Origin of the sequence: Pseudomonas sp. W2Oct36, from assembly GCF_041060465.1 — a bacterium.
GTDB lineage: Bacteria > Pseudomonadota > Gammaproteobacteria > Pseudomonadales > Pseudomonadaceae > Aquipseudomonas > Aquipseudomonas graminis_B.
The window spans coordinates 137,217-156,687 of sequence record NZ_JAUERW010000001.1 but is presented as its reverse complement, the minus strand read 5'-3'; the positions used below and the strand labels follow the sequence as shown (position 1 = coordinate 156,687).

Below are 19,471 nucleotides of genomic sequence, written 5' to 3'. Positions count from 1 at the left end.
AGGTCGGATAAACTACGATTATCAGACCTAATATATCTGGAGGTAGCGCATGGCGGTAGGAGTACCGGAACATGAGGTATTTGCGGCTGCGGACGCGGTTTTAGCCCGTGGCGAAAGGCCAACCGTGGAACGAGTCCGCTTGGAACTGGGTCGCGGCAGTCCAGCACGTGTTGGTAGCCTGCTCGATCAGTGGTGGGAAACTCTGGCCGCGCGCTTGCGCGGTGAAACTCGGTTGCCGGGATTGCCGACAGATGTAGCCCAGGCCTTTATTACCCTCTGGCAGCAGGCGACTAACCTGGCGCAGGGCGTAGTCGAGGTCTCTTTGGCGGATCAGCGGCAAGTGTTGATAAACGAGCGCGAGCATCTGGCAGCAAGCGAAGCTAAGGTACGGTTGGAGCAGGCGCAGGCACGTCGGCAGACGGCCGAGGCACTGGCGGCCCGTGACGTTGCCGAAATCCGCCTCGCCGACTTGGAGCAACTACTGACCCAGCGTCAGGCGCAGATTGACGACCTCCTACGCCAACGCGATGCGTTCCATGCCGAACGTGACAGCGCGCGCCGGCAAGCCGACGAGATGGTGCAACAGAATAGGGCCTTACAGGAAAAGGTCGAGCAACAGCGCGCTGAGCAGCAGGAGTACCTTCGGGGCATTGAAGACCGCGCGCACCGCGAGGTGGATCGTGCTCGGGAGGAGAGCAGGGCGGCTGCCATACAACTCAAACAGTTGGGCAGGCAAGCGGAGATCCTTGAGAAAAGGCTGACCTCCGCGCTAACCGAGCTCGCCGATGCCCGGCGAGAAGTGGCGATTCATAAAGAAAGAGCAGAACAAAACACCTGCAGCGTCCAGCAATTGCAGGCAAGCCTGGCAGCTCAGTTAGCCGCACTTAATGGAGCCCAACAGCAGTCGGCCTCGCACGCGGCGCGCGCCGAGGCGCTAGGCGAGCAGGTGCTCCAGCTTCAATCACTACTTAAACCCAACCGCAAGAAAGGCGTCTCAACAAGCAGCGAGGATAACCGCTCTTGATATGTGGTAGTCGGGCGGCAAGCTACAATGGAGCTGAAGATATTAGTGGCGGAGCATCCCGACAAGCGCAGAAAGCTGGGCCATTTACCGAAAACCTGCCTCTTCCTGGCAGTTGAGATACTTCAGCAAGGAGCGCAGGGATTGCAGAGGGGGAATTCATCGTCGACTTTACTTTCGACCTCGGAGAAAGCATGCATCTCAATGTTGCTGACTTGCTAAGTATCGAGTTGGCTGACGGAGGCGCAGCACTCAAGCCGAGGTGAGATGCAGGTGCTAGGTGCTGAATAAGGCGCCGGGGCAGAGAACCGAGGCCAGGTATCCATCGACAGCGGAATGCGTTGACATCCCAACTGCAAAGGCTAACGTTACTCGCAGCGAACCGATCCTGGAGGACGGGCATGAAAACCAAAGAAAGTGAAGACGTGAAGGCCGCGGCGCGTGCGAAGCTAAAGAAGATCCAACAATCGGCAGGGTACAAAAGCTTTTTTAATGACTCGGCAGTTGAGGCATTTGGTCGCGTTGGGGGCACCGCGTTTGCTGGCAGGCCTTTGAGCGACAAAGCTTAGGCTGCCCCGGCCCGAGTTTTCCCACGGCTTGCGCGACCAGACGATAATCCACTCCGTAGGAGGTGTGGGGCCGCCTTACGACCCGCGGCTGCCAATCCGAAGGACGTCGATTCAGTAGACGAGTGTAAGTTGCAACGCGTCGTCTTAGGTTCGCAAACTGTGACGCCGGTGCATTGTCGCTATAGCTGAATACAGTCCGTTGGAGATAGCGATTATTTGTAGACAAAAAAGCCGCCTTTAGTAGGGCGGCTTGTAGTGGCAAAACGGTCGGGGAGCGTTCTGCCAAATATCACAGTGATCATCTGACGGGGCCCATTTTCCTAAAAACTGCCAGGCAGGGCAACCGCTTTGCGGAGCGCGGAGCCCGTCTAGCTACCACCCAGCGTTGAGTGAGATCCATCACTGTCTGGGGAGATCGAACCGTGGAGTGGCTTGTTCTGGCCGAAAGCAGCCGGTCGTGGGTTACTGCTTTCGACCCATACGACTCTCGGCCGTAATCACGGCTGCATGCATCAGACGACGCGCCGGATATGAACGAGCTGGACGCGCGTTTCATTCCGCGGCGGCCGAGTTAGCGAGTTGGGTTGACGCCGAGATTAATTTTCAGCTGGAACTACTCGCCGGGCGAAAATTGCCAGCACCATGCGTTTCGCCAAGCCCGGGATGCATTCATTGCGTTGGACATGAGCGTGATGTGTGACAGCTTGACGGATACATCTATTACACCGCTGGTGGATGTCGCAAGAGTGACCCTTTTAGCCGACTGGAGGGGGTATACGGCCTGGTCATCCTGCGCTTTGCGGCACTGGCGCTACCGAGTCTGGTCACCTGTGCTTGCGGTGCTGAGCTGTATGCCCACTAAGAAATCGGTGGGGCCATGCTTGACTGGCTGCGAGTCGAGTTCCACCACTGCGCTGCCGACAGCCGGCTGTCTGAAGCGTTTTCACCTTTGCACTGAGCATCGGCCACAGATAAATTTCTGTTTCGGGTTTTCTTGTGTTTATAAAAAATGGGTAGTGGCGAGCGCCAAATTGGCGGGCATTTTAACCTTCATGACCGCCGCTGTTGGCGCTGATAGGGCAATATCTGCTCAGCTTGCATTGACCGACTTCTGACGACGACAACAGAACCCAATTAAAAAGGACTGATATGGATATTTGGGCAGCCAACAAGCTTTTCTATTTCATCGCTTTCGTCGTTCCCGGATTCATCAGCCTGAAGATGTACGCGCTTCTTCAGCCGACGCAAGTCAAAGACTCAGCGCAACAATTAATAGACGCCGTCGCCTATAGCTCCATCAACTACGCGCTGCTATTGGGGCCGATTTACGCAGTAGAGAACTTCAACCTCAGAGCATCCTATCCAACGCTTTATGTGTTTTTTTACATCCTTGTAGTGCTGGTTGCTCCGATTGCTTGGGCATGGGCCTTTCTATGGCTTCGCAAAACCCAGCTGCTGCAACGATCGCTTGCGCCCCCCACGGGAAAACCTTGGGATTTTGTGTTCAGCCAGCGAGGTCGCTATTGGGTGATAGTGACCTTGGTTGACGGACGTCAAATCGCGGGCCGCTTCGACACAAAGTCTTTTGCTTCGAGCAGTCCGGCACCGGAGCAGATATACCTCGAAGAGGCATGGGTTTTGAGCGAGGGAGGGGGATTCGAACGAAAGAGAAGTGACTCCGCCGGTATCATCATACTTGCCAAAGAAATAGCTACACTTGAGCTCTTCAACCTAAAAGACGCTGAGGAAAATGAAAATGTCGAACAAGAAAAATGACTCATCTGAAAGAGTTGCCCCTCCTTCCAAAAAGCGCGATAAAGGTCGCGTAAGTAACGGTTATATGCCTATTCCAACAAGCGAGCGTGCGCCAGCACCACCACCTAAAAATCCATAAAGGGTTGTTGAGTAAATTCCAGATAATCTTTAGACAGCGGAGCGACTATTAATGTCAGACAAGCAAAAGAACGGCGGTACAAGCGGATCAGGTGATGGCGGACGGCAAGAGTTTAGGGATGGATACTCTCCAAAACCCACCAGCGAAAGTAAATCGGTAGCTCCTCCACCAAAAAATCCTTGAGGAAGGTATAGGAAATGACTGACAAAAATGAAAATGGTAAGCCAGCTCCCGTGCAGGATGGTTTGCAAACTAACGGCTATGTTCCCCAAAGACCGACTTCCCAAGCAGTGGCCAAGCCTGTCGCGCCCCCTCCGAAGCAACCTTAAAGCTTTCTCGACTTGCTGATGTTGTGGTTATGAGAGTTTCCCAGGATCCAGAGTGGTACTGGCAGCGGGCAGTACCTTTTATCCGCAGATTACCGTTCACGATGATCTGCGGTCGGTCCTTGGTTCTCAGAAGGACGGTTGGGGTATGGCATTTTGGTTTGGGTCGAGTAACGGCTGCCTGGGAGGTCGTCAGCCGAAAAGTGTTTTAACAGAAGATCCACGCGCTGTGCTGGATGCGGAGTTGGAAGTTGCGGAACTATGCACGGCTGAGATTGGCTTCGTCTAAAGATGCTCATCTGGTTCGGCCGGCCGGCTGCTTTGCTCCGAATGAAGGGCCGCGGGAGAACTGATCGACGTGGATGCGCGGATAATAGCGTCGACGGAACGGCAAAATCTGCATTGGTTGTGGACCGGGTGGTCCCGGGGTCTGGCAGGTCAGGCAGGTCAGGCCCCGAGCACGTCTCGATCATCATTCTCACTGTGCGTGAGTTACAAGCGTCAGTAGTCAATTTATGTCGTTAAAATTCATTAAAATCATGTGGTTGCGTAATTCCGACAGACTTTATTTAGTAGGTCACACGGTAAGGCCTCAAAAAATGCGGAATGCGACAGACTTTATTTCTGATTAGCCCGTCGGCTAATCCCAGTAATTGCTGGGCTCGATCCGACAGACTTTATTCCGTAGGATCACAGCAAGGAATTCAAAAAACTGGAAAGCGACATCCTCACACAAGTGCAGAATGGCTGGACAGAATTGTCGCGGGAGGCGATGCACTCTTTAGTCAAAGAGGCCTTGGCAAAGGGCGAAATTACGCCGGAGGAATGTGACCAGCTCATCAAACTGATCGACGATGCGAACACGCCTCCACCGCCCCCGCCGCCCAGTGAGGAACCAAAGCCCAAGAAAAGAAAAACGCTGGGTCCTAAGTGAATTTGCCATGAAACATTTGATTGCGCTGACCGCCGTCGTAATCCTCATAGCAGGCTGTGCAAGCCAGGAACAAAAGGCCGCCCAACAAGCGGCCGCCGAGGATGCCCAGTGCCAATCCTACGGAGCCAGGCCGGGGACCGATGCTTACATTCAGTGCCGGCTATCGTTGAGCCAGCAACACGCACAGGAGACCAGGCTCGGAAGCAGCGCGCGATACAGGCCCTGCAGAACTACCATGCCCCGCAATCAGTACAGCCAATGCCAGTGAACACGTACCAGTTGCCCACTACGGTGAACTGCACGTCAACCTCCTTCGGCGGGACGACCAACACCAGCTGCCGTTGACGCTGATCGTTTCTGCAGTCTAGCTCTCGGCCAGCGGGAAGACCGAGAGCGATCGGCGCTGGTCGACGCGTTTCCCTCTCAACAGACTGATGGTCGAAGTTAAATAGGTAACGTTACCAAAATGGATTATAGTAACGTTACCTCACCTCAATTGCGTCAGATCCCAGATCATGGCCGACATCCCCGAAGCACCTCCAGCATCATTGACCCAGGCTGCCCCTGCAAAGCGCAAGCCAGGCCGGCCATCGACCGGCAAAGCGCTACCCCGGGCGACCATTCAACGTCAGTACCGTTAGCGCATTAATAGTAACGTTACCAAAAATACCGTCGAGGCCTTGGACGAGAACATGGCCTTGCGCGCACAGGTGCTCCAGCTGATGAACGAGCTGGAAGATGCGCAGATGAAAGCCCGGGTAGAATTCGAGCTTGGCGAAAAAGCTCGAGCACGTGTCCGTGAGCTTGAACGGTTTTTAGCCGCTGCTCAGCCGTCTGGCTCTAAAAAAGCTGCAGCGCAGGCGCGCTATGAACTTCAGGGTCGAAGTGGCTTTGACGGCGAATGGTTTCGAATGGGATCAGAGTGGACTTACAAGACGAAGTCCGCCGCTCTGGCAGATCTCACGCGGACTACAGAGGGGAAGGACGATTCGCCATATCGAATACTGGACCGCAAAACCGGCAAGATCCTTACGGCGTGAGCGGAGCCCCGGGTTGATTTCACCCGCACCCCGCTTTGCCTTGTTGCCCGCCTATTAATGGTAACGTTACCTAAAACCTTCACTTTTCCGCGTTGCACACACACAACTCAATACTTCACCCTGAACGTGGGTGAGTCCTCTGGCCGGTTCTGCCGGCGATCGTAGATCCGCGTCGTGCTGATATTGGCGTGGCCCAGCCAGGCCTGCACCTTGGCGATATCCGCCTCGTGCTCCAGGGCATATGCGAGCAGGCTGCGCTCGATAATTACATGATTTCTTTGCTGAAGAATTACTGCTAACACCATCGCGCGATTTTTTGAAAATCGTGAACCATTGTTTGATGTTTCGGCATAGAAAGTCTGAGGCAATCCGGCAGAACCTCGGAATAATCAAGCAGAGAATTCCAGAGTAAAGCGTGAGCCAGGAAGAGCATTTTCCCATTGAGGTTCACCTCCCAGCTGCCTGCTCAAGCGAGAGATGAGTTTCATGCCTAGGCTAGCGGGTTTTCTTTGCTGCCAATCCTCAGGTAGCCCCGGGCCATGATCGCGTACTTCCAATCGGAGACGGTCGCCGGTGGGCTTGATGCTGATGCTTACATCGCCTGGTTTCTGTGGAGAGGCGTATTTCACTGCGTTGGTGACCAGCTCGTTCACTAGCAAGCCTAGAGGAATTGCGTCATCTGTGGGAATCATTACCGGAGGAGCTTCGTACGTCAGGATTTTGGTTGACGCAGAGCTGCTGAATTTCTCGCAAAGTTCCCTCAGGAAATCCTCCAGATTCAGGCTTCGCACTTCGCCCGTTTGCCACAAACGGCCATGCAGTTGCGCAATGGTCAATACGCGCGTTTCTGCATCGCCGAGTGCTTGGCGAAGTTCTGCGGACGGAGAGTTGTTGCTCTGCACGCGCAGCAACCCCGCCACAATCGCCAAGCTGTTCTTGACCCTATGGCTTACCTCCTGCATCAACACATGCTGGTGTTCAAGGGCGTGCCGTAATTGCTCTTCGTTAGCCCGCAGTGCGTCTTCATAGCTCTGACGTTCCAACGCAACGCCTAGGAGATTGGCAAAGCCCTGCATAAATGCCAGATCAGCGTCGGTGAATCGGCCATCGAGCGGACTGTCCACTTCGAGTACGCCATAGGGCTCATCCGCGACTAGTAAAACCACGTTGATCGCCCGCTTCACGTTGTGGTCAGCCAGGATTCGTGGTGTGGGGAAACGGGCTTCTGCCTGCAGGTGGTTTGAAATGACCGCTCGTCTTGTCTGAAAAGCGAAACCCGCAGGGCTTTCCAGATCGGCTCCAGCGCGTGCATGCCCAACGTATCCAGGTTCCCAGCCCACACCGGCGATCATTAGAAAGTCGCCCTGTTGCGGCTGAAAGGCCATGACCTTGCAGAGCAGGGTGGACATGCCCTCTGCACACAGACGGGTAGCCTCCTGAAGCAATAGCGCTGCATCGTGGTTTTTCAAGGCGAGCAGTCCAAAATCTGCCGTCAGCTGCTGTTGACGGAGTCGGTAAGCCAACTCTTCGGCGTTGGCCGCTCCTTGCTCTGGGGGGACGGGCGCAGCATTGTAATGATCAGCGGACATCAATGACCTCTATGACGTGGGTTCCCTTCGTGAGCAGAGCCCCGGGTTGACGTCACCCGCAGCCTGCTTGGCTTTGCTGCCTGCCTATTAATGGTAACGTTACCTAAACCTTTCACTTTTTCCGCGCTGCACACACACCTCAATACTTCACCCTGAACGTGGGTGAGTCCTCTGGCCGGTTCTGCCGGCGATCGTAGATCCGCGTCGTGCTGATATTGGCGTGGCCCAGCCAGACCTGCACCTTGGCGATATCCGCCTCGTGCTCCAGGGCATTCGTTGCCGCTGTAGCACGCAACCCGTGCACCCCCAGCCCCGCAACCTCTATCCCCGCAGCTTTGGCGTAATGCCCTACCACTGCGTAGATGCCATCGGCGCTGATTCCTCCGCCCGTGGTGCGGCCGCGCAGCGGGTGGAAGAGGGGAGTCTTGCCGTCCTGCTGATCAAGGCTGGATGCTTCTAGGTAGATGTAGATGCGTTCAGCGGCCACCGGATGCAACGGCAGAAAGCGCAGCTTGCCGCCCTTGCCGTGGATGCGCAGGTGCTTGATGCCTCGACGCTCCTGCAGGTCGGCGAGCATCAGCTGCGCGGCCTCTTCGCGGCGTAGCCCGTGGTACAGCAGCACCGCTAGAAGCGCCCGATCGCGCTTGCCTTTGAGCGTGTCCGGATCTGGCGCATCGAGCAGGGCTTTAGCCTGGTGATCACCGAGCGCCGGCGTTTTACCTTCATTGGTTTCGATTCGGGGTCGCTTGACGCCATGCACCGGATTGCCGCCGGTGACCGCATTGCTGTTGAGCAGGTGGTCATAGAGGCTGGCCAGCGCCGCCAGTTTGCGGCGAATGGTTGCGCCGGCCAGGCCCCGGCGCTCCAGATCGGCGCGCCAGGCGAGCACGTGCGCTCGGGTCACCGAACGGAATTCGTCTGCAGTCGCTAAGCCTACGAAATGACAGAAGTCCTCCAGGTCGCCCTGGTACGCACGCCGCGTGCGCGGGTTGTCGATATTGGCAAACCACTCGACGGCGGCCGGCACGGCGGCCAAGTGCTGAAATTCCGCAGCGGTTAGCCGGCGTCCCTGCTGGGTAACAATTTCAGTCACGTCACAGCCCTCGCCAGTTATCGCGATGAACCTCGCGACAGCGGTGGATCACTTGCGCTACGAGCGGATCGCATGGGGTAGGGTGTATCCAACTATCCTCAAAGGATGGGAGAGGACCGTCGGCTTGTAGCACCGCATTCAATTCCAGCGAAAGCAGGATCAGCGTTTTAAACGCGATGGGAACCTGGACATTTTCAAACTGCGCTCGCTGCTCTTTTATCGCATTCAGCGTATCGCTGGCTTTGATCCTACTGTCCCATTCTTTGGACTTGTGATGGACCAACGCATTGCGTGACTTTATCAATGCTTTAAGTCCATTGATGGCTGGGCCATCCTCTCGAAGGGATCGGCCACAAACCAATCGCGGAATGATTAGCCATTTGCCCACTACATCCAGCTTGTCCAGGTACTTTTTTGCAAAGTGCTCGCCTAGCTGGAGGGTCGCAAATTCATACGCCGCAGCTTCAAGGGTCATGGCGGAGAAAACGATGGTTTTAATTCCCATCATTTTCTTTCTTTTTTCGTGCTCATGGTAAGCAGCAGCGTCATGTTCCAGCTCTGGGCGAATCACAGGGCTGGCTTTTTCCGATAAGAACTGAGCAAACGCCTCCTCGGCAATTTCTGCGTAGGTGTCCACCATGGTGTCCTCGAGGATCCAACCATCGCGCATTTGAAACGGTTCAGTGGTACCCATCAAGAATTCTCAGCTAATTAACGATAACGAATTTGAAGGGGAGACTCAGTTGTTTGTCCACGAGGCCGACACGCTCAGTTCCCTGCAGGCAGAAATGGACCCCACAAAAGCCGCACGAAAGAAATTCAGATACGTGGACTTGGTCTCAGTGATACCAGTGGCTTAGCTGATTGAACTGCAGGAAGCATGACGAATATTTGATGAAGCCCAATCAGGCATATGCAGCGGCGATCTGATTTCTGCCCTGACCCTTGGCCTCATAAAGCGCCAGATCCGCCGCCCTCAACCAATTCTCAGCGCTATCATCATGGACGCTGAACTCGGCAAACCCAATGCTGAGCGACACGGCTGGGACGTCGAGCCGCTCACTAAAAGTCTGCTGGAGACGTTGCTGCAGTCTCGCGAGAGTGGCTCGAATCTGTTGAATGTTCGATCCGCGGATAATCAGTCCAAACTCGTCTCCGCCAATCCGCCCGGCAGTATCGGTTGGACCCTTTACCTTGGCCAGTACCTCGCTGAAAAGTTTGATGACGGCGTCACCTGCCAGATGGCCATACCCATCATTGATCGCTTTGAAATGATCCAGATCGATTAGTGCCACTGCAGAGCGGGCAAGGCCTCGCTTGGCTAATTCGTATTCTTCGTCAAGGATGCTGCGCCAAGCGCTCTGGTTGAGTAAGCCAGTCTGCATATCCGTTCGGCTGTGCTCACGAAATGCACGTTTATGCGCCGCTAGTTTTGCGCTTAAGTGGTAGGCAGCGCCTCCGACCGCCAGTGGGTACACGGCGAGCATTGGTATACAGGCGTAAACCTGTAGAGGGGTCGTCTCCGGCGCAAATCCCGGGTTTAAGAGGCCAGTGAAGGCCAACACAGCAGTCGTCAGCGACGCGAGCGATAAACGAAGTAATAGAGGCCCCCCTACCGCAATACTGTTCATGCACAGCATGGAAATTAGCAAGGTTGTGGGAAGCAGATTGAAGTGCATAGCAGCCACCCACAACCCGCCAAAGGCCGATTCGACAAGCAAATTACGGCGTTCAACGATATAGGGTATCGCGCTCCTGCGAGCCAGCAAGAACGCTAGATGAGGCCAGACAAAGCCTTGGAAGGCCAGAAGGCCCCATATCCAGGCTGGGGTAGGGAGGGTGTACAGCACTGCGGCAACTGCCCAGAACCCAACAGCAGAACCTAGCGCCCGCGGCAAGTACAAGCGTTTGGCAAAAGATCCTGTTTTTGAGGTCATGAATTTATCGTCTGCAGGTGATCGGCGGGCATGGTAGCTCGTATTTGGTAGCCTTGCGCCACCATCCGACCGAGGGTGTAATGCTAAGTTCAATTCAAACGATCAGTTAATCCTCTCTAAACCTGTGCTTACTCATTGTTTCGACGCTGCGCATCCATCATAAATTGCAGATTGACGTGCCGCGTCTATTCGCCCGCATCACCATAAATACACGCCTGATTTACGGTCATTCCCGCAGGCCAACTAATCATGGCTCAGCGTTGCCAACCCAGCAGAACCAATCGGTGACGAGTGGCACTCTGCCATCTTCTTCGTTGTGGCTTAATATCGTATCGAGCAAAACCGCTTTGGATATAGCCCAGACAGGAGTTTGGCATGACGCCTAAAAAAGCAATGGAACACGCCCGCCAGGACATCGCGGAGTTACACACCTCTCCGACTTACGATTGCTGCGAAAAAATGCATGCGGCCATTCGCGGCTACAGTCAGGCTCTGCTGGACGGCGGCCGGATCAGCGCAGCACAGCAGAAAGTGCTGATGGCCGAGGCCGACGCGGAATTAAGAGGCTGGGAATTGCCATCCGTACCCTACGCCTAGCGTCTGCCACAGCAAGTGGACCAGGTATGAATCGAAGTAAGCGTCCATTCCATGCCCAGGACACACGAACGCATCACCGAGCAAGTAGGGTGGTCTAGTGGAATCGATCCGCCTCGCCTGAGTGCTGCATTTGCAAAGCACAACGCGGCGATCACGATCGATTATATTCGTCAGGTGCGTGAGTTAGGCATTTAGGTTGTAGCTAATGCTGTTACAGCATAGTAACCGCTTGTCTGGCTGACCCTAGGGAGTTGGTCGGGGCAATGATCTATGCTGCCTGTGAGCTGCGTAGAACGGGATATCCGTTAAATAGTCCCCCGGACTTTGCGTGAAGTCTGGGGCCTTCTGTGGAAGGCCACAACTGACTCACGAGAAAGCGGCTGCAGAAGGACGGGAAATCCCAATTTTCCGTGAACACCAGGTAGGGCCTGCTGATACCCTTGTTAGGAGGCCCTGGCCTGACTCTCTCCAGATCCAGCACGATTCCCGTGCAATCCTGACAGAGAGGCCGCATGACCACCCGCCGCGCTACTTCGCTTCGATCTGGACAATTCAAGCACCTGATCCGCGTTGCATCCGTCACTGACCGTTTGCCAGAGCGCGATGTGATGTTGTTCCATTAGCAACTTGGATCAGAGAGTCGCGTCACCTAGAAGCCGCAATAGCTGGGATTGTTCCCGTGATCATCGATCTTGAATGGTACGGAGGGGAGGCGGATACACCAGTAATCCACAGAGCATTGGAGCGGTCGAGTTTCCTGGTCTATTGGGGTTCGGCGTGATGGTATTTTTCAAGCTCGCCTTACCGAGGCCATGTGCAAAGGAAAACCTCGCTCGACTCGGCAGCCCACATAGTGCGGGCTAAGCTCAATGGTCGTCGGTAGCCTCGACTACGACAGAGTTCTGAGCCATTCGAATTTTTGAGCTCAAAGATTTTTCGCACAGATTGGCTGTGATCGGGCATCAAGCAGCGGTTCGCTACGGAGTTGTCCATCAGGTGCAACACCTTGGTAACGGGCGCAGCCCTTGGGGTCGTACTCAATGCGCGCTTTCTGATACTTGAGTCGCGCATCAGCCGCCTGAAAGGCGGTGACCTCGGCGCTCGGTAAGCCGTCATTGCCATAAGAATGAAGGACTGTAGTAGCTGGCTTAGATTGCGCACAGCCTGCGATCAAAGCTGAAGAGAGAATAAATAACAGTGCTTTCATCAGGGCTTCCCATGGTTAAGGATGTTGCTGAACAATTTACTAGTCTAATCGATCTTGGAAGAGTCAGGCCTTGGCCTTCGTCAAGGCTACCGGAAACTGCGCTGCCACGCCGCAGCTGGGATGCTTGATTAGGGTCAGATTTACCGCTTTCCGCCTATACCCGCTTGCCAAGCAAATCCAAATAGGAAAACGCGACCATGGATACTCCGCAAGTCATTTTTTTTATGGTCATGGCAACCGGCATCAAACATGGCCAGAGCCCGTTCCACTTCGTGCGTTCCCTAGTCGTGCCCAGGCGGAAGAATGGCAGGGCAATTTGCTGGATTACCACATCAGCCCGCCGGATCTTCCTGCCGGGGGTGATGATGCCGATTGGAAAGAGCACGACGCTCAGTTAAAAGCATGGCGCGATGCCCATCCAGCCGGAGTTGCCGTACAAAGCGGAGATCCTTTTTCAGCTGCTGTCTCTGCTACTCGCATGCCCATGCTGATGACCGACCCTCGCCTGAAGCGAATCCCAGACGAAACCACCATTCTCAACTTCCGTCGCCTGCGGGAAAAACACGAGTTGGCCACTGGCATTCTCGGCGTGATCAATGACTAACTGGGCCAGCATGGCCTGTCACTGCAACAAGGCACCTCGTCGATGCCACGCTGATTCATGCGCCACTTCGACCAAGAATAAGGACAGTAAACGCGACCCGGAAATGCACCAAACGAAGAAGGGCAACCAGTATTACTTCGGTGCCAAAGCGCACATTGGTGTCGACGATGACTCGAGGCTGGTGCACAGCGTGGTGGTCACTGCGGCCAACGTGGCGGACGTGACCAAGTCGACAAACTGCTACACGGTGCTGAGAACGTGGTCTGCACCGATGCAGGCTATACCGGTGTCGCGAAGCGCAAAGAGCATGCTGGACGCCAAGTCATATGGCAGGTTGCAGCCCGGCGCAGCACCTACAAGAAACACGGAAAACGCAGCGTGTTGTACAAAGCAATACGCAAGATCGAGAGAGCCAAAGCTCAGGTTCGCTCCAGGTTGAGCATCCATTTCGGGTGATCAAACGCCAGTTTGGTTACGTCAATGTACGCTATCGCGGCCTGGCGAAGAACACGGCACAGGTACTGACGCTGTTTGCGCTGTCGAACCTGTGCATGAAGCGAAAGCAATTGCTGCTTGTCGTGTCCGAGATGTGCCTGTGATCGGGGAAATTGCGCGAAAAAGCGCCGAAAACGATGGAGATTCCAACGTCTGAGCGCAGCTCAGCGTGCCGATGTAACATGTCTCGTCATTTGGTAGTGTTGATCAGACCATCCTTAACGCCCGGAGCGCTTGAGGAAGGTGCCCTGGCGCAGCGAGGTTTCGATTTCTTCCAACGATCGGCCTGCGGTTTCCGGTACGAAGAAGAAGATGAAGAGCACGCCCAGGACGTTGAGCAGACCATAGAACGCCATGGCGCCTCCTACCCCCAGAATACTGACCAACGATAGCGCGGTCCCGGTTAGCAGCAGATTGGAGCCCCAGAGCATAGCGGCGTGGGCGCCAGTCGCCTGATCACGGATCGACAGCGGATAGATTTCCGAGCCCACTAGCCAGCCGATGATCTGGATACCCGCCGAGTTGAAGACCATGAACAGCAGCAGCAATGTCACCACCAAGCCGCCATGGTGTTCGCCACCCAGTTGCCAGCGGAAGACGGCAGCCAGGGTCAGCAGCACGATGGCCGCCAGGGGCATAGTCACTAGCGTCAACCGCCGGCGACCAACATGGTCCACCACAAGCTTGCCGACAAAGGTCATGACTAGATAGGTTATGGCCACGCCCAATGCCGCCAACAGCGCCGAGGAATGGCCAAAGCCAGCCTCGGCAAGGAAGGTCGGCGTGTAGTAGATCATCATCTCGATGCCCGACAGCTGGGTGAACGCCGCGACGCCGAGTCCGGCGATCAGGGCGGGCCGCAACCATGGCTGCCGCAGCGCCGCCCAACCCGTGGGGGCGTCTTCGAGTCGCTCTTGGACCGCCCGGATCTCGGCGATCTCCCTGCGCACCTCGCGGGATGTCTCCCGTACCTGTTCGAGGGTTTCGCGCGCCTCGGCCACTTGGTCGGTCTCCACCAGCCAGCGCGGGCTGTCAGGCAGCCAGAGCATGCCCAGGAGCAGTATCAACGCCGGCACGGCGGCCGCACCGATCATCCAGCGCCAGGTCCAGGATTCCTGCAGCACGTAACCGACCACGGCCGCCAGGAGGATGCCGATGCCGATGGACACGTTGAAATAGGCCACTAGCCGTCCGCGCTTGTCCGGCGGTGCCAGTTCGGCGATGTACATGGGCACGATCTGCGTCGAGGCGCCCACCGCCAGCCCCAGCATGAAGCGAAAGGCCCCTAGCCAAAAAGCGGTGGGCGCAAAGGCGCAGGCCAGCACTCCGACGATGTATAGCAACGCGACCAGCATGATGGTGCGGCGTCTGCCTAGGCGCGTAGACAGGCGAGTGCTGCCCACGGCGCCCAGCACGGCACCGGCGAGGATGGACGCGGTAACCAGTTCCTGAGCCTGGTGATCGAGGCCGAAGTCACGGCTGATCTGCAGCAGGGCCCCTGAAATGATGCCGGTGTCGTAGCCGTAGAGCCCGCCGGCGATGGCAGCCACGAAGGCAACGAAGATCATGTAATTGGAGGGGGAAAGATTGCCCTGAGGTTGGGGCTGTTGTCCGGAAAGGGATTGCGGTGGAGTAGACACAGATGCTCCTCTGTCAAGACACTTGCGCCACTGGAATAAGTGCACCAGATCGAGCGCATTAAGGGTGCGGCAGCAATAAAGGACGTCAGCTCATCGAAGGGTCAGGAATTTGATCTGAGAACGAAGGCATAATGCTCAGTAGCACTGAGCATCAATCGGCCATTGTAAACAATCGGCAGCGGCTTTCCCAGTGCATTATCTCCCTTGGATACTCGACAGGCCCACTTCAGCGAAAAGCGCCAGAAGTTTCGAATAGACTTGAGCCAAATCGTCGGTGTCGAGTCGACGGGCTCACTAGACGTTCGATAAAAAGCACGGCGCATGTTAGATGTAAGTAGGTCCTTCACCCTCACGATGGATAGCAGAAAGTGGAGAAAAGCCGAAATTGGCCCTGCCTTGAAGCGAACGATACCCATCTCGGGGGGGGATTCAGAGGCTCTACTGCCTACAATGCATCATGACAGGAAAATTATTCGCTCATTGAGTGCCATCAAGAGCTTCTAGAATTTCCAAGATCCAGAAAATCCATTTCCTCGTTATTAAAAAAGCATCACCGCTGCTCGCTCGCTTCTTACATGGAAATCCTCGTGTGAAAAATAACCCGAATGGGAAACGTACTAAAGAGGCGCAGGGAACAGGTGGTACCGCCCCAGTGAATATTTTGAATGGGTAGTTTCCAACATGAAGAACGACGGCTGCAAAAACTGAGTGCAACACCTCGACCTCAGGTAAAGTGCGGCGATGTCTTATACCGAACTCAGTATTGAGGAACGCGTATTCATTCAAATCGGGCAATATCGGAGCATCAGCCAGCGCGAAATCGCCCGTCAGTTGGGGCGCAGTCCGTCCACCATCAGCCGCGAGATGAGAAGAAATAAGGTTATCAACGCGAGCTATGCGGCCTGCCAAGCCCAGGCTTTTACTCGTGAACGTCGAAAAGTCTGCTGTCCCGCCAGACAGCTGGTGCCCGGCAATGAGCGATTCGAGCTGATTGTCTGCTTGCTTCGAGAAGGCTTTTCTCCCGAGCAAATCGCGGGCAAGCTGCGTCGCATGAAAATCAATTTTGAAGAAGCTTACGTCTGCCCTGAAACCATCTACAATGCCATTTACGCACTGCCTATGGGCGAGTTGCGCAAGGAGCTGATCCTGTGTCTGCGCCAAGGAAAAAGCACCCGCAGACCGCGCAGTGGCGGCGTTGACCGGCGCGGCCAGATTCCGGACATGGAGAGCATTCACGTGCGTCCGCCCGAGATCGAAGACCGGCAAATGCCCGGCCACTGGGAGGGCGATCTGATCAAGGGCAAGGACAATGCCTCGGCGGTGGGCACGCTTGTTGAGCGCTCCAGTGGTTATTTGATCCTGGTCAAAACGCGCGATGCTACCGCAACCTCGGCGGTGGAGGGGTTCAGCGCGGCGTTGAACAGCATGCCGCTGGAAGTCCGTAAAAGCATGACCTATGACCTATGACCTATGACCTATGACCTATGACCTATGACCAAGGCCGTGAAATGGCCAAACATGCTGAACTGACCCAGAAAACGGGGGTGGCGATTTATTTTTGCGATCCACATAGCCCGTGGCAGCGCGGCAGTAACGAGAACGTCAACGGTTTGATTCGCCAGTACCTGCCCAAAGGTACGTAAGCGCTCCATAAACCCCACCGAAATCAAAATTGGTAGAGCGCTCAGCTAGGCGTTGCGGGTGAGCAGTTCCACGGCAGCAAGGCTTCGTAATCCTCAACCGAAGTCGCCTTTGGCAGGCGTTCGAGTGCGTGGCGCAGCCACGCATAGGGCTCTTGGCCGTTGGCTTTGGCAGTCTCGACCAAGCTATAAAGTTGAGCACTGGCCGTTGCGCCCTTGGGCGTGTCGCTAAACATCCAGTTCTTTCTCCCGATCACAAAGGGGCGGATAGCGCGTTCAGCGGCATTGTTGTCGAGCGGCAGAGAGCCTTCCTCGACGTATCGCTCCAGCTTGCTCCAGTTATTTGCAAGGTAACTGATCGCTTTCCCAGGGCATTCTGAGCGGTGACCTGTGGCTGCGTCTTTTCGATCCAACTTTTCAACTGAGCCAGTATCGGCAGACTATGTTCGTGACGACCGATCTTGCGTTCATCCTCACTGCAAGCTTTTAGGTCGCGTTCGATGCCATAAAGCTTGTTGATCAGATTCAGCGCAATATCCGCGCGCCCCGTTTTACCTTTGGGCTGCACTTTCTGTGCTTCAACGAATTTTCGACGTGCATGAGTCCAGCATCCTAAACGCTCAACGCAAGCTTGAGCGCCCAGTGCGTTGTAACCGGCATAATCATCGGTCATGACGTAACCGCGATAGCCTTCGAGCAGGCGCGTCGGTACCTCCTACGCTCGACTGGTAGAGTAGTCGAAAAGTATTACTGGTCTGTCCGGCGGGCCGCCGGTTTGCACCCACATCCATGACTGGCTGCTCGGCTCACGGCCAGGCTCTTTTAACACCTTCACCCGGGTTTCATCGCAGTGGATGATGTGGCTGGCCAACAGGCTATCGCGCATTAAATTCAATAGCGGCTGGAAATGCTCGCCGCACTGGATAACCCAGCGAGCCAAGGTTTGGCGCGGGATATCGATGCCGTGGCGACCCAATACTTTTTCAAATCGATGAAGCGGCAAGCCGTCCACATATTTAGTGGTCAGCAACATCCCCAGAACGCTCGGGCTGGCCATGCTTTTTTCAATCAACTGAGCTGGCTTTTCCGCAGTGATCGGAGGGGCTTCGCAGTCGCGGCAACCATGAACTTTGCGGACGTGTTTGATGACGCGGATCTTCAGCGGGACGATTTCAAGCTGCTCGCTGATCTTCTCGCCGATGGCGTGCTTGCGGCAGGACAATCGCTTCATCCGTAACGTCAGGCGATGTTTTAAAACGCTCGGACTCCAGGCGCTTGAGCCAAAGGCAGAAGCCGTTGCGTTCCCAGTACAAGATCTTCACGCGGTTGCGCGGCTTGTTGAGGAAGACAAAAAGCACTGGGTCAAAGACCGCGACCTTGATATCCAACTCGACCAACGCAGCGAGGCCGTCAATGGATTTTCGGAAGTCGGCGGGCTTGGGATAGAGATAGACTTTTTCGACTTTTACATCGGGTCGCATCATGGCAAAAGGGGCCCTGACAGAATCGGGAGCACAGCATCAAGCATCAGATAAGCGCTTGGAATATGAGATTCATGGAGCGCTTACACACTTTTTGCCCTGTCGAACCTCTGGATAGCTCGAAAGCGGTTGCTGACGATGGGAGAAGTGCCCCTGTAATGCGGTAGACCGCCTTGAGAAGGACACAATTGAAGATAAAGCGATGAGTTAACAGCGGAAAAGGTCTGGTTTTCTGACTGCGCGAACGTTTTTTGAGCCTCAAGCCAAGAGGACGTCAGGAATAGACGCCTACTTCAGACCTTCCCTAGATGTGCTATGAAACATGCGCGTGAGGAAACATGTCAGTGTGATCCGAAATACCTACCACAGCTATAGGGGTTAAATTGTGTGCCGATGCAGCCTGGTCTATTGTATAATCGCCACTCACTGCATGGGTAGCCGTAAATAATTTACCAAAATGATCGATAGAGGTATTTACGGTATCGCTCAGCTTTGTAATGTTCTCGGTTAGCCTAAGAATATCAAGGGTTCCAGTCTGCTCATCATAACTGGAGCCAAGCTCTTTGACTACGGCGCTGAGATTCGTAATGTCTTGAGTAGATTCTATAGCGTTTTTCGTCACACTTGATACGTAGGTGGCGGATGATTTGATGAACGCGTTTATTCCCAGACCCACTTCGTCCCCAATCAGCGCAGACACAACTGCCAAATGGTCTAGTACGGGAATTAGCGTTCCATCAATGTAGTTTACGGAAGCAATGGCACTACTGGCCACCAGCCCGTTCATGTGATCAGATGTCTTACCTAGGCTGTCCAGAGACTGAATGATAAGCGTATTTTCATCCGTGTCGACGACGCCATCGCTGAGCGCGTCCACGATGGATTTCGTGTGGTTGATGACGTCGACCGAATCTGAAGCAAATGCTACCAAATTGGATTGTTGTACGTTTATAGTAGAGAACAGACTGGAAAAGCTATTTATAAGCGGGTGAAAGAAATTGCCAGTCGACTTGTCGAAGTCATTCAACCCTGGAATAATCTGGGAGGTTATAAAGTTAGAGCTTTCCCAGTTCCATCTTACAAAATCATTAGTCAAAACCTCTTGGTTCATGTCGACTTCTCCGTTTTTAGGGTAGCTAAGAAACATATTTCGGATTTAGATGCCCTGAGAATTTACTTTAATTCCCGTTCTCACCTAACAGCTTGGCAGCCTTGTAGCAACATGGCAAGCTTTTTTGGGGCAAATTGCCATCTCCATATTGTAAGAGGCGAGAGGCTGCATTACGAGCCCTATTCGGGAACCCGTACCAGCTTTGAAATTGGGCCTTGACCAGCTTTCCAGTCGAATTTCAGCCATCGTCAATGACTTAACGTAAGGGCGGTCTCGAAAGCTTAGCGCGAGAC

The 19,471-nt window shown here is 54.8% G+C and carries 15 protein-coding genes and 4 pseudogenes; 9 read left to right on the top strand and 10 right to left on the bottom strand.

Annotated features, from left to right (window positions below; translation table 11 throughout):
• Positions 1 to 49 precede the first annotated feature (49 nt).
• The 4 genes from QWI18_RS00685 (at position 50) to QWI18_RS00670 (ending at position 5,784) form a co-directional block, all read left to right on the top strand.
• Complete coding sequence (locus tag QWI18_RS00685) at positions 50 to 1,024, top strand: DNA-binding protein (protein WP_369305691.1); 975 nt, start codon at positions 50 to 52, stop codon at positions 1,022 to 1,024.
• A 398-nt stretch (positions 1,025 to 1,422) separates the two neighbouring features.
• A complete protein-coding gene (locus QWI18_RS00680; protein ID WP_369305692.1) occupies positions 1,423 to 1,590 on the top strand; it encodes a hypothetical protein in 168 nt (55 codons plus the stop codon).
• A 1,149-nt stretch (positions 1,591 to 2,739) separates the two neighbouring features.
• Complete coding sequence (locus tag QWI18_RS00675) at positions 2,740 to 3,366, top strand: DUF6338 family protein (RefSeq protein WP_369317918.1); 627 nt, start codon at positions 2,740 to 2,742, stop codon at positions 3,364 to 3,366.
• 2,100 nt (positions 3,367 to 5,466) lie between these two features.
• A complete protein-coding gene (locus QWI18_RS00670) occupies positions 5,467 to 5,784 on the top strand; it encodes a hypothetical protein (RefSeq protein WP_369317917.1) in 318 nt (105 codons plus the stop codon).
• 107 nt (positions 5,785 to 5,891) lie between these two features.
• Here the strand turns inward: QWI18_RS00670 and QWI18_RS00665 are convergent.
• The 5 genes and pseudogenes from QWI18_RS00665 to QWI18_RS00645 form a co-directional block, all read right to left on the bottom strand.
• Positions 5,892 to 6,023, bottom strand: a pseudogene (locus QWI18_RS00665) (integrase); the annotation flags it as partial.
• Positions 6,024 to 6,173: 150 nt separating this feature from the next.
• Positions 6,174 to 7,373 (bottom strand): sensor histidine kinase, encoded by a 1,200-nt coding sequence (locus QWI18_RS00660; RefSeq protein WP_369317916.1) that lies wholly within the window; start codon positions 7,371 to 7,373, stop codon positions 6,174 to 6,176.
• Positions 7,374 to 7,512: 139 nt separating this feature from the next.
• A complete protein-coding gene (locus QWI18_RS00655; RefSeq protein WP_369317915.1) occupies positions 7,513 to 8,466 on the bottom strand; it encodes a tyrosine-type recombinase/integrase in 954 nt (317 codons plus the stop codon).
• A gap of 1 nt (position 8,467) precedes the next feature.
• Entirely contained in the window at positions 8,468 to 9,160 is a 693-nt protein-coding gene (locus QWI18_RS00650; protein WP_369317914.1) for a hypothetical protein, read from the bottom strand.
• 211 nt (positions 9,161 to 9,371) lie between these two features.
• On the bottom strand, positions 9,372 to 10,403 hold the full coding sequence (locus QWI18_RS00645; RefSeq protein WP_369317913.1) for a diguanylate cyclase: 1,032 nt from the start codon (positions 10,401 to 10,403) through the stop codon (positions 9,372 to 9,374).
• A 375-nt stretch (positions 10,404 to 10,778) separates the two neighbouring features.
• On the opposite strand from QWI18_RS00645, the gene QWI18_RS00640 reads away from it, so the two are divergent.
• Positions 10,779 to 11,000, top strand: coding sequence for a hypothetical protein (locus QWI18_RS00640; protein WP_369317912.1), 222 nt, complete (start codon positions 10,779 to 10,781; stop codon positions 10,998 to 11,000).
• Positions 11,001 to 11,925: 925 nt separating this feature from the next.
• On the opposite strand, the gene QWI18_RS00635 is transcribed toward QWI18_RS00640, so the two are convergent.
• Positions 11,926 to 12,207: a hypothetical protein gene (locus QWI18_RS00635; RefSeq protein WP_148279879.1), complete on the bottom strand. Its 282-nt coding sequence runs from the start codon at positions 12,205 to 12,207 to the stop codon at positions 11,926 to 11,928.
• Between the two features lie 70 nt (positions 12,208 to 12,277).
• On the opposite strand from QWI18_RS00635, the gene QWI18_RS00630 reads away from it, so the two are divergent.
• The 3 genes and pseudogenes from QWI18_RS00630 to QWI18_RS00620 all read left to right on the top strand — a co-directional run bounded on the left by QWI18_RS00630 (position 12,278) and on the right by QWI18_RS00620 (position 13,410).
• Complete coding sequence (locus QWI18_RS00630) at positions 12,278 to 12,811, top strand: hypothetical protein (protein WP_369317911.1); 534 nt, start codon at positions 12,278 to 12,280, stop codon at positions 12,809 to 12,811.
• Positions 12,804 to 13,180 (top strand): annotated as a pseudogene (locus tag QWI18_RS00625) (transposase); the annotation flags it as partial. The gene QWI18_RS00630 and the pseudogene QWI18_RS00625, both read left to right, overlap by 8 nt.
• Positions 13,138 to 13,410: a transposase gene (locus tag QWI18_RS00620; protein WP_369317910.1), complete on the top strand. Its 273-nt coding sequence runs from the start codon at positions 13,138 to 13,140 to the stop codon at positions 13,408 to 13,410. The pseudogene QWI18_RS00625 and the gene QWI18_RS00620, both read left to right, overlap by 43 nt.
• Positions 13,411 to 13,524: 114 nt before the next feature.
• Here the strand turns inward: QWI18_RS00620 and QWI18_RS00615 are convergent, their stop codons facing one another.
• Positions 13,525 to 14,946: a sugar porter family MFS transporter gene (locus QWI18_RS00615; protein ID WP_369317909.1), complete on the bottom strand. Its 1,422-nt coding sequence runs from the start codon at positions 14,944 to 14,946 to the stop codon at positions 13,525 to 13,527.
• A gap of 741 nt (positions 14,947 to 15,687) precedes the next feature.
• Here QWI18_RS00615 and QWI18_RS00610 point away from each other — a divergent pair.
• Positions 15,688 to 16,586 (top strand): annotated as a pseudogene (locus tag QWI18_RS00610) (IS30 family transposase); the annotation flags it as partial.
• Between the two features lie 44 nt (positions 16,587 to 16,630).
• Here QWI18_RS00610 and QWI18_RS00605 read toward each other — a convergent pair.
• From QWI18_RS00605 to QWI18_RS00595, 3 genes and pseudogenes are all read right to left on the bottom strand, one after another.
• Positions 16,631 to 17,802 (bottom strand): annotated as a pseudogene (locus QWI18_RS00605) (IS66 family transposase); the annotation flags it as partial.
• Entirely contained in the window at positions 17,759 to 18,070 is a 312-nt protein-coding gene (gene tnpB, locus QWI18_RS00600) for an IS66 family insertion sequence element accessory protein TnpB (RefSeq protein ID WP_369317908.1), read from the bottom strand. The gene tnpB and the pseudogene QWI18_RS00605, both read right to left, overlap by 44 nt.
• Before the next feature lie 310 nt (positions 18,071 to 18,380).
• Positions 18,381 to 19,178 (bottom strand): hypothetical protein, encoded by a 798-nt coding sequence (locus QWI18_RS00595; RefSeq protein WP_369317907.1) that lies wholly within the window; start codon positions 19,176 to 19,178, stop codon positions 18,381 to 18,383.
• Positions 19,179 to 19,471: the final 293 nt, after the last annotated feature.

Excerpts from the sequence above, each read along its gene's own strand:
- QWI18_RS00685 (WP_369305691.1), top strand. The coding sequence starts at position 50 with ATGGCGGTAGGAGTACCGGAACATGAGGTATTTGCGGCTGCGGACGCG.
- QWI18_RS00680 (WP_369305692.1), top strand. The coding sequence starts at position 1,423 with ATGAAAACCAAAGAAAGTGAAGACGTGAAGGCCGCGGCGCGTGCGAAG.
- QWI18_RS00675 (WP_369317918.1), top strand. The coding sequence starts at position 2,740 with ATGGATATTTGGGCAGCCAACAAGCTTTTCTATTTCATCGCTTTCGTC.
- QWI18_RS00670 (WP_369317917.1), top strand. The coding sequence starts at position 5,467 with ATGAACGAGCTGGAAGATGCGCAGATGAAAGCCCGGGTAGAATTCGAG.
- QWI18_RS00660 (WP_369317916.1), bottom strand. The coding sequence starts at position 7,373 with ATGTCCGCTGATCATTACAATGCTGCGCCCGTCCCCCCAGAGCAAGGA.
- QWI18_RS00650 (WP_369317914.1), bottom strand. The coding sequence starts at position 9,160 with ATGGGTACCACTGAACCGTTTCAAATGCGCGATGGTTGGATCCTCGAG.
- QWI18_RS00645 (WP_369317913.1), bottom strand. The coding sequence starts at position 10,403 with ATGACCTCAAAAACAGGATCTTTTGCCAAACGCTTGTACTTGCCGCGG.
- QWI18_RS00640 (WP_369317912.1), top strand. The coding sequence starts at position 10,779 with ATGACGCCTAAAAAAGCAATGGAACACGCCCGCCAGGACATCGCGGAG.
- QWI18_RS00635 (WP_148279879.1), bottom strand. The coding sequence starts at position 12,207 with ATGAAAGCACTGTTATTTATTCTCTCTTCAGCTTTGATCGCAGGCTGT.
- QWI18_RS00620 (WP_369317910.1), top strand. The coding sequence starts at position 13,138 with ATGGCAGGTTGCAGCCCGGCGCAGCACCTACAAGAAACACGGAAAACG.
- tnpB (WP_369317908.1), bottom strand. The coding sequence starts at position 18,070 with ATGATGCGACCCGATGTAAAAGTCGAAAAAGTCTATCTCTATCCCAAG.
- QWI18_RS00595 (WP_369317907.1), bottom strand. The coding sequence starts at position 19,178 with ATGAACCAAGAGGTTTTGACTAATGATTTTGTAAGATGGAACTGGGAA.